Source organism: Streptomyces sp. NPDC127114, from assembly GCF_042677525.1.
In the GTDB taxonomy this organism is placed as follows: domain Bacteria; phylum Actinomycetota; class Actinomycetes; order Streptomycetales; family Streptomycetaceae; genus Streptomyces.
The window spans coordinates 35,288-47,599 of record NZ_JBHXTJ010000033.1; the positions used below are offsets into that span (position 1 = coordinate 35,288).

The 12,312-nt window shown below is 73.9% G+C and carries 12 protein-coding genes; 7 read left to right on the forward strand and 5 right to left on the reverse strand.

The window, feature by feature from the left end; all coding sequences use genetic code 11:
• Nucleotides 1–22: 22 nt before the first annotated feature.
• Nucleotides 23–508 (reverse strand): MerR family transcriptional regulator, encoded by a 486-nt coding sequence (locus tag ACFVGS_RS27570; protein WP_384420190.1) that lies wholly within the window; start codon nt 506–508, stop codon nt 23–25.
• Between the two features lie 48 nt (nt 509–556).
• Between ACFVGS_RS27570 and ACFVGS_RS27575 the strand changes: the two genes are divergently transcribed.
• Nucleotides 557–1,387 carry an MBL fold metallo-hydrolase gene (locus ACFVGS_RS27575; protein WP_385694190.1) on the forward strand — a complete coding sequence of 277 codons (831 nt, stop codon included), beginning with the start codon at nt 557–559 and terminating at the stop codon, nt 1,385–1,387.
• 37 nt (nt 1,388–1,424) lie between these two features.
• Here ACFVGS_RS27575 and ACFVGS_RS27580 read toward each other — a convergent pair whose 3' ends face one another.
• Entirely contained in the window at nt 1,425–2,609 is a 1,185-nt protein-coding gene (locus tag ACFVGS_RS27580; RefSeq protein WP_385694192.1) for a hypothetical protein, read from the reverse strand.
• A gap of 127 nt (nt 2,610–2,736) precedes the next feature.
• Nucleotides 2,737–3,222, reverse strand: a complete 486-nt coding sequence (locus ACFVGS_RS27585) for an ATP-binding protein (RefSeq protein WP_384420181.1) — start codon at nt 3,220–3,222, stop codon at nt 2,737–2,739.
• Between the two features lie 315 nt (nt 3,223–3,537).
• Between ACFVGS_RS27585 and ACFVGS_RS27590 the strand changes: the two genes are divergently transcribed.
• The 4 genes from ACFVGS_RS27590 (at nt 3,538) to ACFVGS_RS27605 (ending at nt 7,580) form a co-directional block, all read left to right on the forward strand.
• A complete protein-coding gene (locus ACFVGS_RS27590; protein WP_385694195.1) occupies nt 3,538–4,365 on the forward strand; it encodes an enoyl-CoA hydratase family protein in 828 nt (275 codons plus the stop codon).
• Nucleotides 4,350–6,755, forward strand: a complete 2,406-nt coding sequence (locus ACFVGS_RS27595; RefSeq protein ID WP_384420174.1) for an FAD-dependent monooxygenase — start codon at nt 4,350–4,352, stop codon at nt 6,753–6,755. The genes ACFVGS_RS27590 and ACFVGS_RS27595 overlap by 16 nt, the downstream gene beginning before the upstream one ends.
• Before the next feature lie 145 nt (nt 6,756–6,900).
• On the forward strand, nt 6,901–7,194 hold the full coding sequence (locus tag ACFVGS_RS27600) for an ArsR/SmtB family transcription factor (protein WP_384420171.1): 294 nt from the start codon (nt 6,901–6,903) through the stop codon (nt 7,192–7,194).
• Entirely contained in the window at nt 7,191–7,580 is a 390-nt protein-coding gene (locus ACFVGS_RS27605) for a VOC family protein (protein ID WP_385694200.1), read from the forward strand. Before ACFVGS_RS27600 ends, ACFVGS_RS27605 begins: the two co-directional genes overlap by 4 nt.
• Before the next feature lie 31 nt (nt 7,581–7,611).
• Here ACFVGS_RS27605 and ACFVGS_RS27610 read toward each other — a convergent pair whose 3' ends face one another.
• Together ACFVGS_RS27610 and ACFVGS_RS27615 are read right to left on the reverse strand one after the other, a co-directional pair.
• Complete coding sequence (locus tag ACFVGS_RS27610; protein ID WP_384420165.1) at nt 7,612–8,421, reverse strand: PaaX family transcriptional regulator C-terminal domain-containing protein; 810 nt, start codon at nt 8,419–8,421, stop codon at nt 7,612–7,614.
• A gap of 5 nt (nt 8,422–8,426) precedes the next feature.
• Entirely contained in the window at nt 8,427–10,091 is a 1,665-nt protein-coding gene (locus tag ACFVGS_RS27615; RefSeq protein ID WP_385694202.1) for an AMP-binding protein, read from the reverse strand.
• Between the two features lie 267 nt (nt 10,092–10,358).
• Between ACFVGS_RS27615 and ACFVGS_RS27620 the strand changes: the two genes are divergently transcribed.
• Together ACFVGS_RS27620 and ACFVGS_RS27625 are read left to right on the forward strand one after the other, a co-directional pair.
• A complete protein-coding gene (locus tag ACFVGS_RS27620; protein ID WP_385694205.1) occupies nt 10,359–11,912 on the forward strand; it encodes an acyl-CoA dehydrogenase family protein in 1,554 nt (517 codons plus the stop codon).
• A complete protein-coding gene (locus tag ACFVGS_RS27625; protein WP_384420155.1) occupies nt 11,909–12,307 on the forward strand; it encodes a RidA family protein in 399 nt (132 codons plus the stop codon). The genes ACFVGS_RS27620 and ACFVGS_RS27625 overlap by 4 nt, the downstream gene beginning before the upstream one ends.
• Nucleotides 12,308–12,312: the final 5 nt, after the last annotated feature.

A 12,312-nucleotide genomic window follows, 5' to 3' on the forward strand; every position in this document is an offset into this window, starting at 1 on the left:
GCCCTGATCCGAAAGAAACGGCTTAGAGGCACGAGGAGGTGCCTTGCCGGGCGCCGGCACCAGACACCTGCGTGGACGGTGACGCCACGTTGCCGACCGCGCGCTTGAAGTCCGGGCAGTCGACGATCGGTTCGTGCTCGCAGACCGACGCGTGGCGCATGCTGTCGCGCAGGCGGGTCAGGCGGCCGATCTGTTCGTCGAGGTCGTCGGCCCTGGCGGTCATCCGGGCCCTCAGGTCCGCGTCCGACGGCCGCGCCACCACGAAGCGGTGGATCTCCGCGATCGAGAGTCCCGCGCCGCGCGCGCACGTGATCAGCGCCAGGCGCTCCAGGACCTCGGGGCGGTAGGTGCGACGCAGGCCGTTGCGGCCGTCGGCGGTGATCAGGCCCTTCTTCTCGTAGTAGCGCAGCGCCGAGGGCGCCAGCCCGGAACGGCGGGCGACCTCGGCGATGTCCAGCAGCGGCTCGTGCCACGGCTCGTCCCGCGAGTCCTCCGGCGTCGCGTGCATCCCTGCCTCCTTGACTTGAAGCGCGGTTCAAGTCGCAGCCTAGTCGGCATGAAGATCCATCACCTCAACTGCGGATCGGTCCGCACGATCGACCCCACCTACGAAGGGCCCGCGCCCGCGCCCGCCGTCAACCACTGCCTCCTCGTGGAGACCGACGCCGACGGACTGGTCCTCGTCGAGACCGGACTCGGCCTCGGCGACGTCCGCGACCCGGAGTCGAGCCTCGGCGCCGACTGGATCGCCATGGCCGGGCCCGCGCTCGACGAGGAGGAGACGGCCGTCCGGCAGGTGGCCCGCCTCGGTCACGACCCCGCCGACGTCCGCCACATCCTCCTCACCCACCTCGACGTCGACCACTGCGGCGGTCTGCCCGACTTCCCCGGCGCCCGCGTCCACCTCCTCGCCCCCGAACTGGCCGCCGCGCGCGCCGACGCTCCCGGCCACCGCTACCGCTCGGCCCACTGGGCGCACGAGCCCCGCTGGGTCACGTACGACCCCGAGGACGAAGCGTCAACCACCGAGGACTGGTTCGGCTTCACTTCGGTACGGCTCGACGGCCTGCCGTCCGCGTTCCGGCTGGTCCCGCTGGGCGGCCACACCGCGGGCCACGCCGGCGTCGCCGTACGGGACGGCGACCGCTGGCTGTTGCACTGCGGCGACGCGTACTACTACCACCGCGAGATGGAGGCGGCGAAGGAGCCGCACCCGCTGATGGACCTCGTCCAGACCCGGTCCGAGGTCCACCGCGACCTGCGGCTCGGGACCCAGGCCCGGCTGCGCGAGCTGGTCCGCGAGCACGGTGACCAGGTCGAGGTCTTCTCCGCGCACGATCCGTGGGAGTTCGCGCGCCTCCGAGCCGTCCGGGCGCAGGAGGCCTGACGGACGACGCACCGGCCCGTCACGTTCCGCGTCGGGGCTACGGCGTGTACCCGGAGGTGACGAAGTAGGCCCCGTACGTGAGCGAAACGCCGGCCAGGGCCACGAGCGTGACGGCCAGTGAGGCCGGTCTGGCCTTGGCGAGGGCGGTGGCCGCGGGCAGCAGCAGGGTGAAGCCGGGCAGCAGGAAACGGGGCTTGATCTGGACGAACCCGCTCACGCCCACGGCCATGGCCACCAGGACCAGGGTGAAGACGACGACGGCTGCCGGTGGACGCGAGCTCAGGAGCGTCCACAGGAGCACGAGGCCGGCGATCACGATCAGCACGGACACCTGCTCCACCGCGCTCACGTGGCCGGCGGCCACCCTGTTGACCGCCTGGACGACGGACTGCCCGAAGTCGACGCGGGTGTTCCAGTCCCGCTGTACGTCGAAATAGCCCGTCGGCCGCCCCATGCACCATCCGACCCACACGACATATCCGAGCAGGCCCAGCGGCGCGATGAGGACCGCGGCGAGCGTGCGCCGCCCGCGCGGAGAAGCGAGTACCGCCGTGACGACGACGGCGGCCACCACCGCGATGCCCAGGGGGCGCGTCAGGCCCGCGGCCACGGCAAGGAGGGACGCCGGGATCAGCCGCCGCGTCACCAGGGCGTACAGCGCCCAGGCCGACAGCGCGGTGAACATCGCCTCCGGGTAGGCCATGGACTGGATGAAGGCCTGCGGCAGCAGACCCCACAGGAGGACGAGCAGCAGTCCGACCCGCTCGCCGTGCAATGCCGTTCCGAGAGCGTGGATCCCCCATGCCGCGACGAAGGAGGACACACAGGTGATCAGCAGCGCGGTACCGACCGCGCCCATCGGCAGGATTTCGCCGAAAGCCCGCACGACACCCGGATACAGCGGAAAGAACGCGAGGTCCTGCCATCGGCCGGCCGGGCCACCGCCGTAGCCGGGAACGAGATCCGCGTGCCCGTAGCCGTTCTGCGCAATGCCGAGGTACCACTGCGCGTCCCATACGTAGCCCAGCGATGTGGAAAGCGGCTTGTCACTGCCGGCCGACTTCATCGCCAGCCAGGCGATGCCCATGACCTTGCACGCCAGGTAGCCGAGGAGTGCGGGCCTCGCGCCTCGCAACGACGACGCGACACGTCGAACCAGAACGCTCCGCCGCGATTCCTGCAGAACTGCCGGTCCGGATTTCGCACCAGTGTCGACGGTCAATTCGTGCCCAATCGTCGGCGCCACCACTGACGGCGCGGCGGTGAACCAGTAACCGTCGGGAGCCTAGGGGGAGCACGCCCGAGAATGCGCGCGACGGAGAATTACTCGCCGAGGACGCGGAGAGTTTTCACCGATCGGCCGACGGGCCGGGACCGCGGCGGCGCTGCGACGGCAGCGCGGGGAGCGTGAACCAGACCGCCTTGCCGTGCGCGGTGGGGCGGTGACCGCAGTCGCTGCTGAGCGCGCGGATCAGCAGCAGTCCGCGGCCGTGCTCCTGCCAGGGGTCGACCGGCGTGACGGGCCCGGTTCCGATCAGCTCTCCCTGGGCCGCCGGGCGGCGGTCGTGGACCTCGATCTGGCAGCCGCCGGTGGCCGGGAACAGCTCGACGACCAGCTCGATCGGCCCGTCGCCGGGGGTGTGCTTCACGGCGTTGGCGACCAGTTCGGCGGTGAGCAGCTCGGCCGTGTCGGTGTCGGCGGCGGCCCGTTCGGGGCCCTCGATCTCGGTGAGGGCGGAGCGGACGAGGGCGCGGGCGATCGGCACGGCGGCCGTGGTGTGCGGCAGCTCGACGCGCCAGGCCGCGGGCCGGGGGACTCCGGAGGCAGGGGACACGGCGGGGTTCCGTTCGTGCTCGGTGGGGGTGTGGGGGAGGGCGTGGGGGTGTGAGATGCGGTCCTGGTTTCAACCTTACGGAGCCATAAATCCCGGCACAGAGGCGGTCGCCCGCATCTGCGAGGACCTGCGTCCGCTCCAGGACGGGACCTTGGTGCTCCGCGGGCCGTGCGGCACGTATCCGGGTGCTCTGCTGCCGCATCCGCGTTCCGTGCCGCATGTATCGCGTACTCGTGACGACAGTCACACAAGAGTGATACCCTCCTGAAGGTGCTGCCGTACCGGTACGTGCACACAACAGGGAGGTCCTCCCGAATGAGCCCCTTCACCGGCTCCGCCACCCGGACCGAACGCTGGCGCCATCTGCGCCTCACCGTCGACGACGGGGTCGCCACGATCACCCTCGCCCGCCCCGAGAAGCTGAACGCCCTCACCTTCGGTGCCTACGCCGACCTGCGCGACCTGCTCGCCGAGCTGTCCCGCGAGCGGGCCGTCCGCGCCCTGGTGCTCGGCGGCGAGGGCCGCGGCTTCTGCTCCGGCGGCGACGTCGACGAGATCATCGGCGCCACCCTCTCCATGGACACCGCTCAGCTCCTCGACTTCAACCGGATGACCGGCCAGACCGTCCGCGCCCTGCGCGAATGCCCCTTCCCGGTCGTCGCCGCCGTCCACGGAGTCGCCGCCGGCGCCGGGGCGGTGCTCGCCCTCGCCGCCGACTTCCGGGTCGCCGACCCCACCGCCCGCTTCGCCTTCCTCTTCACCCGCGTCGGACTCTCCGGCGGCGACATGGGCGCCGCCTACCTCCTGCCGCGGGTCGTCGGCCTCGGCCACGCCACCCGACTGCTGATGCTCGGCGACCCCGTCGGCGCCGCCGAGGCCGAGCGGATCGGCCTGATCAGCGAGCTCACCGAGGAAGGCGCCGCCGACGCCCGCGCCGCCGCCCTGGCCCGCCGGCTGTCCGAAGGTCCCGCCCTCGCCCACGCCCAGACCAAGGCCCTGCTCACCGCCGAGCTCGACATGCCGCTCGCCGCCTCCGTCGAGATGGACGCCGCCACCCAGGCCCTGCTCATGCACGGCGAGGACTACGCCGAGTTCCACGCCGCCTTCACCGAGAAACGCCCCGCGAAATGGCGGGGGCGGTGACCGTGGCCGCCGCACCGGGCCGAACCTCCCCGGAGCCCCTGCGCGTCGCCGTCATCGGCGGCGGCCCCGGCGGGCTCTACGCCGCCGCGCTGCTCAAACGCGGCGACCCGGACCGGGAGGTCACCGTCTGGGAGCGGAACGCCCCCACCGACACCTTCGGCTTCGGCGTCGTCCTGTCCGACGAGACCCTCGGCGGCATCGCCGACGCCGACCCCGACGTGTACGCGGCCCTGCGCCGCGAACTCGTCCGCTGGGACGACATCCACATCGCCCACCGCGGCCACCTCCTGACCTCCACCGGCCACGGCTTCGCCGCCCTGGGCCGCCGCCGGCTCCTGGAGCTCCTGCACGCCCGCTGCGCCGAGCTGGGCGTACGGCTCCGCTTCTGCGCCGAGGCCCCGCCCGCCGCCGAACTCGCCGCCTCCCACGACCTGGTGGTCGCCGCCGACGGCGTGCACAGCCGCACCCGCGAGGCGCACGCCGAGACCTTCCGGCCGACCCTCACCACCCATCGCTGCCGCTACATCTGGCTCGCCGCCGACTTCGCCCTCGACGCCTTCCGCTTCGAGATCGCGGAGACCGAGCACGGCGTGATGCAGCTCCACGCCTACCCCTACGCCCACCCGTCCCCCGACCTTCCCCAGGCTCTCGGCTCCGCTCGGGCAGGGGAGACCCCGTTCCCTTCGGCATTCCCCTCGACGAGGCCCTCCGGGCAGCAGAGTCACGCGGGCTCCTCCACGGTCATCGTCGAGATGCGCGAAGAGGTCTGGAGGGCCGCCGGCTTCGACGAGCTCGACGAGGCCGAGTCCGCCGCCCGCTGCGCCAAGATCTTCGCCGACGCCCTGCACGGCCGCGCCCTGCGCTCCAACAACTCCGCCTGGACCGCCTTCCGCACCGTCGTCAACGCCCGCTGGTCGCACGGCAACACGGTGCTCCTCGGCGACGCCGCCCACACCGCGCACTTCTCCATCGGCTCCGGCACCAAGCTCGCCGTCGAGGACGCCGTCGCCCTCGCCGCCCAGGTCGACGCCCACCCCGGCGACCTCCCCGAGGCGCTGGCCGCCTACGAGGCCGAGCGCCGCCCGGTCGTCGAGTCCACCCAGCGCGCCGCCGCCGCGAGCCTGCGCTGGTTCGAGGAGCTCGCCGGACAACTCGACCGGCCGCCACGCCAGTTCGCGTTCAACCTGCTCACCCGCAGCCGCCGGGTCACCCACGACAACCTGCGCCTGCGCGACCCGGCGTTCACCTCCGCCGTCGAGACCGAGTTCGGCTGCCCGCCCGGCACCCCGCCCATGTTCACGCCCTTCCGGCTCGGCGGCCTGAACCTGCGCAATCGGGTCGTCGTCTCGCCGATGGACATGTACGTGGCGGAGGACGGCGTCCCCGGCGACTTCCACCTCGTCCACCTCGGCGCCCGCGCCCTCGGCGGCGCCGGCCTGGTCATGACCGAGATGGTCTGCGTCAGCGACCGGGGCCGGATCACCCCCGGCTGCACCGGCCTGTGGACCGACGCGCAGGCCGAGGCCTGGGCCCGGATCACCGCCTTCGTCCACGCGCAGAGCCCCGGCACCGCGATCGGCGTCCAGCTCGGCCACTCCGGCCGCAAGGGTTCCACCCGGCGCATGTGGGAGGGCATCGACCAGCCGCTGCCCGACGGCAACTGGCCCCTCGTCGCCGCCTCCCCGCTCCCGTACCGGCCCGGCGTCAACCAGACCCCGCACGCCCTCGACCGGGCCGGACTCGCCGCCGTACGGGAAGAGTTCACCGCCGCCGCACGGCGGGCCGCCCGGGCCGGCTTCGACCTGCTCGAACTCCACTGCGCCCACGGCTATCTGCTCTCCGGCTTCCTCTCGCCGCTCACCAACCACCGCACCGACGCCTACGGCGGCGACCTCGCCGGCCGGCTGCGCTATCCGCTCGAGGTCTTCGACGCGGTGCGGGAGGCCTGGCCGGCCGACCGGCCCATGACCGTCCGGATCTCCGCCACCGACTGGGCCGAGGGCGGCACCACCGCCGACGACGCCGTCGAGATCGCCCGCGCCTTCGCGGCGCACGGCGCCGACGCCCTCGACGTCTCCACGGGCCAGGTCGTGCCCGACGAGCGCCCCGAGTTCGGCCGCTCCTACCAGACCCCGTACGCCGACCGGATCCGCTCGGCGCTCGGGATCCCGGTCATCGCGGTGGGCGCCATCTCCTCGTGGGACGACGTGAACTCGCTGCTCCTCGCCGGCCGCGCCGACCTGTGCGCCCTGGCCCGCCCGCACCTCTACGACCCGCACTGGACCCTGCACGCCGCCGCCGAACAGGGTTACGAGGGCCCGGCCGCGCCCTGGCCGACCCCGTACCGGGCGGGCAGCCGCCGGCCCCCGACGGGCCGCAAGGACCCCTGACGGACGCGGGGCCGCGGCCCGGTCCGACGGGCCGCGAACCGGGAGGCGGGGCCGCGAACCGGGAGGCGGGGCCGCCGCCCGCCGACGGGTCGCGAGGCCTGTGATCCACTTGATAGGCAAGTCGGTGCTTGCCTATGGTGGCGTCGTGGCGGACGATGTGTTCAAGGCGCTGGCCGATCCCACCCGCCGGCTCATCCTCGACGGGCTGGCGGAGCGGGACGGGCAGTCCCTCTTCGAGATCTGCGCGCGCCTGGCGACCAGGCACGGCGTGGCGATCTCCCGGCAGGGGGTGAGCCAGCACCTCGCGGTCCTCGAGGCCGCGGGCCTGGTCAGGACCCGGCGCGAGGGCCGGTACAAATTCCACGACCTGAACACCGAGCCGCTCGAACGCGTCATGAGCCGGTGGCTCAGGACCGACACCCCGGAGAGCACCCCATGAGGATCAACCTGACCAGCGTCTTCGTCGACGACCAGGACAAGGCGCTGCGCTTCTACACCGACGTGCTCGGCTTCCTGAAGAAGACCGAGGTCCCGCTGGGCGGACACAGCTGGCTGACCGTGGTGTCGCCGGACGATCCCGACGGCGTCGAGCTGGTCCTGGAGCCCAACCAGCACCCCGCGGCCAAGGCCTACCAGGACGCGCTCGCCGCCGACGGCATCCCGGTGAACTCCTTCGCCGTCGACGACGTCCACGCCGAGTTCGCCCGCCTGAGCGCCCTCGGCGTCCGCTTCACCCAGCCGCCGGCCGACATGGGCCCGGTCACCACCGCGATCCTCGACGACACCTGCGGCAACCTGATCCAGATCGCCGAGTACAAGGACTGACCGCCGAAGGGCCGGCCGCCGCCGGCCGCCCCTACACCTGCACGAACTCCCCGCCGCGCGCGTGCAGGAGTTCGTGCAGGGCCAGGAAGACCTCCGCCGAACGGGTGCCCGGCCAGTTCTCCGGGAGGAGTTCGAGCGGGAGGACCGGGTCCGCGTAGGGCAGGCGGCGCCAGGAGTCGAGGGCCGGCAGATAGGCGCGGTACGCCTCCTCGGGAGTCGGCCGCCGCCCGGCCGACCAGGTGCGGAGCACCGGCTCGTGGACGTCGAGGAACTCCTCGTGGAGCTTGGCGATGGACGGCAGGTCCCACCAGCGGGACACGGCCTCCGCCGTCGGCGCGAAGCCGAGGTGGTCGCCCCGGAACAGGTCGACGTACGCGGAGAGCTCCAGCCGCTCCAGGGTGTGCCGGGTCTCCTCGTGCAGCCGCGCCGGGGCGATCCAGACGCCCGGCGCCGCCGTGCCGAAGCCGAGCCGGGCGAGCCGCGAGCGCAGCAGGTGCCGCTTGTGCCGCTCGGCCTCGGGGACCGAGAACACGGCGAGCACCCAGCCGTCCGCCAGGGCCGGCTCGGTACGGGCGTAGATCCGCCGGTCGCCGTCGTCCAGGAGCATCCGCGCGTCCTCCGACAGCGCGTACCCGGCGGCGCCCTCCGCCGTCCGCGCGGGCAGCAGCAGCCCGCGCCGCTTCAGCCGCGACACCGACGAGCGCACCGAGGGCGCGTCGACGCCGAGCACGGCGAGGAGCCGGATCAGCTCCGCCACCGGGAACGGCGCGCCGTCCGGCAACCGCCCGTACGCGCCGTACAGGGAGACGATCAGGGATCGGGGAGTGTGCTGCTCGGCCACAGTGATCACTTTAGGGTGCCGGGTCCCGCGCCGTCGTCCCGCTCGTCCCTCAGCCGGTAGCGCTGGATCTTGCCGGTCGCCGTGCGCGGCAGCGCGTCCAGGAACACGATCTCGCGCGGCGCCTTGTACGGGGCGAGCCGGGCCCGGACGAAGGACCGCAGCGCCGTCGCCGTGCCGCCGTCGCGCGGTACCCCGTCCCGTACCACCGTGTACGCCACCACCACCTGGCCGCGCAGCTCGTCGGGCCGGCCGACCACCGCCGTCTCGACGACGTCCGGATGGGCGAGCAGCGCCTCCTCCACCTGCGGGCCCGCGATGTTGTAGCCGGCCGAGATGATCATGTCGTCGGCGCGCGAGACGTAGCGGAAGTAGCCGTCCGGTTCGCGGACGTACGTGTCGCCCGTGACGTTCCACCCGTCGTGCACGTAGTCGGTCTGGCGCGGGTCGGCGAGATAGCGGCAGCCGACCGGTCCGCGCACCGCGAGCAGGCCCTCCTCGCCGTCCGGCAGGTCCTTCAGGCCCGTCCCGTCGCGGCCGACCACCCGTGCCTGCCAGCCGGGGACCGGGCGGCCGGTGGTGCCGGGGCGGATCTCGCCGTCGGCGGCGGAGATGAAGATGTGCAGCAGCTCGGTCGCGCCGATGCCGTTGATCAGCTCCAGGCCGGTCCGCTCCCGCCAGGCCTCCCAGGTGGCCGCCGGCAGGTTCTCGCCGGCCGACACGCAGCGGCGCAGCGAGCCCAGCTCGTGGGCGTGCCCGGGTTTGCCGAGCTCGTCCAGCATCACCCGGTAGGCGGTCGGCGCCGTGAACAGCACCGACACCCGGTGGCGGTCGATCGCGGCGAGCAGCTGCTGCGGTCCGGCCTGTTCGAGCAGCACGGCGCGCGCCCCGGCGCGCAGCGGGAAGACGACCAGCCCGCCGAGGCCGAAGGTGAAGCCGAGCGGCGGCGAGCCGGCGAACACGTCGTCCGGCCGCGGACGCAGGACGTGCGCGGAGAAGGTGTCGGCGGCGGCGAGCACGTCCCGGTGGAAGTGCATGCAGCCCTTGGGCCGCCCGGTGGTGCCCGAGGTGAAGGCGATCAGCGCCACGTCGTCGGCGGCGGTCGGCACCGCCTCGAACCGCGCGGGCTTGCCGATGGCGAGGCTGAGCAGGTCGTCGGCCCCGTCCCCGCCGAACGGAGTGACGCGCAGCCCGGGCACCTCCGCCTTCAGCAGCTCGTCGAGGGCGCGCACGTCGCAGAGGGCGTGGCTGCAGCGGGCCATCTCGCACATCACGGCCAGCTCGCCGGCGCGCTGCTGGGCGAGGACGGTGACGGCGATCGCGCCCGCCTTCATCACGGCGAGCCAGCAGGCCGCGAGCCAGGGCGTGGTGGGGCCGCGCAGCAGCACCCGGTTGCCGGGCCGGACGCCGAGGTCGTCGGCGAGGACGTGCGCGATGCGGTCGACGCGCTCGCGCAGCTGGCCGTACGACCAGACGCCGCCGTCGCCGTCGCGGAACACCTCGCGGTCCGGGCCGAAACGTTCCACCGTGCGGTCGAGCAGCTCGGTGCCGCAGTTGAGCCGTTCGGGATACGTGAGGGAGGGCAGCTCGAAGAGGAGGTGCGGCCACTGCTCCGCGGGCGGCAGATGGTCGCGGGCGAAGGTGTCCAGGTGCGCCGAGGGCGTCAGCTCCATGCGTCCGTCCCCCTGTCGGTGGGGTCGTCGTGGATCTTCGGATGTCCGTCGATCGCAGGAGCCGGGCGGGGCGGGGCGGAGCCGCGAGCTGTCGGTCTGCTCCGTTCGTTCCGTTCCGTTCCGTTCCGGTCCGGGATCGTCGTGGTGGGGTCGACCGTGGCTCCACGAGCGTATCGTGATGGTGACGACAGTCAACGGTTCGCGATACAGGTGCTCGTCCCGCCGGCGTCCGCCCGGCGCGCGGCGGACGCGCCGGAGAGGGCCCCGATGGCCGCATTCTCGCTCGATCCGGAACAGACCACCTGGTGTGCCGAGCTGCGCGCGCTCGCCGCCGAGCAGCTGCGGCCCCTCGCCGACAAGGGCGAACCGGGCCGCGTCAACCGTCCCCTCGTCGCCGCCCTCGGCGCCCACGGCCTGATCGGCCGCCTCTTCGACTCCGGGGCCCTCGACCTCTGCCTGATGCGCGAGTCCCTCGCCCACGCCTGCACGGAGGCCGAGACCGCCCTGGCCCTCCAGGGCCTCGGCGCCCACCCGGTCGCCGCCTTCGGCACGCCGGAGCAGCGCGCCCGCTGGCTCCCCGAGGTCGTCGCGGGCCGCGCCGTCGCCGCCTTCGCCCTCTCCGAGCCGGGCGCCGGCTCGGACGCGGCGGCCCTCGCCCTGGAGGCCGTACCGGACCCGGACGCGGATCCCGACGGCCCGCCCCGCTGGCGCCTGTACGGAGAGAAACGCTGGATCTCGAACGCGCCCGAGGCGGACCTGGTGACCGTGTTCGCCCGAACGGGGGAGGGCCCAGGGAGCGCGGCCGGCGGCGGCAGCCGGCCGGCCGAGGGGCCCTTCGGCGGTTCCGCCGGCCGGTCCGCCGACGGCTCCCGCTCCGGCCTCGGCTCCAGGCCCGGCCCCGCCTCCGGCTCCGGCGCTGCCTCTGCCCCCGCCTCCGGTCCTGGCTCTGCCGCCGGCTCCGGCTCCGGTCCTGGCTCTGGCCCCGGCTCTGCCCCCGGCTCCGACTCTGGCTCCGGCTCTGCCCCCGGCTCCGGCTCCGGCCCCGGCTCTGCCCCCGCCTCCGGCTCCGGCCCCGGCTCTGCCCCCGCCTCCGGCTCCGGCCCTGGCTCTGCCCCCGGCTCCGGCCCCGGCCGTGGCTCTGCCCCCGGCTCCAGCCCCGGCCCCGGGATCGGCCCCGGGTCCCGCCACGGCTCCCGTGGCGTCACCGCCTTCCTCGTGCCCGCCGACCGCCCCGGGCTCTCCGGTGAGGCGCTCGACATGCTTGCCCCGCACGCCCTCGGGTCCCTCGTCTTCGACGGGGTGCCGGTCGGGCCCGAGGACGTGCTCGGGGAGCCGGGGCAGGGCTTCCGGGTCGCGATGAACACGCTCAACCTCTTCCGGCCCAGCGTCGGCGCCTTCGCCGTCGGGATGGCGCAGGCCGCGCTCGACGCCGCCCTCGCCCACACCGCCGCGCGCCCCGCCTTCGGCGGCGTCCTCGCGGACCTCCAGGCCGTCGCCCACCAGGTGGCCGAGATGGCCACCCGTACCGAGGCCGCCCGGCTCCTGGTGTACGCGGCGGCCGAGGCGTACGACCGCGGCGACCCGGACGTGCCGCGCCGCGCGGCCATGGCGAAGCTGCTCGCCACGGAGACCGCGCAGTACGTCGTCGACGCGGCGGTGCAGCTGCACGGCGCCCGCGCCCTGCAGCGCGGCCACCTCCTGGAACACCTCTACCGGGAGGTCCGCGCGCCCCGGATCTACGAGGGCGCCACGGAGGTGCAGCGCACCATCATCGCCAAGGAGCTCTACAAGCGACCCGTCACGGCCGGAGGCGCCCGATGAGCCTGCACCGCCACAACCCCGCCGAACTGTCCCCGCCCACCGGCTTCAGCCACGCCGTCACCGCCACCGGGACGCGCGTGGTCTTCCTCGCCGGGCAGACCAGCCTCGACCGCGACGGCAAGGTGACGGGGGAGACCCTGCCCGAGCAGTTCGAGACCGCTCTCGCCAACCTGCTCGCCGCCCTCCGCCACGCCGGCGGCTCGCCCGCCGACCTCGCGCGGGTCACCGTCTACGCCACGGACGTCGCCGACTACCGCCGGCACGCGCACGAACTCGGCGTCATCTGGCACCGGTTGGCCGGCCGCGACTATCCGGCGATGGCCGTGATCGGGGTCGTACGGCTGTGGGACGAGCAGGCCATGGTCGAACTGGACGGTTTCGCGGTCCTGGAGTAGCGGGA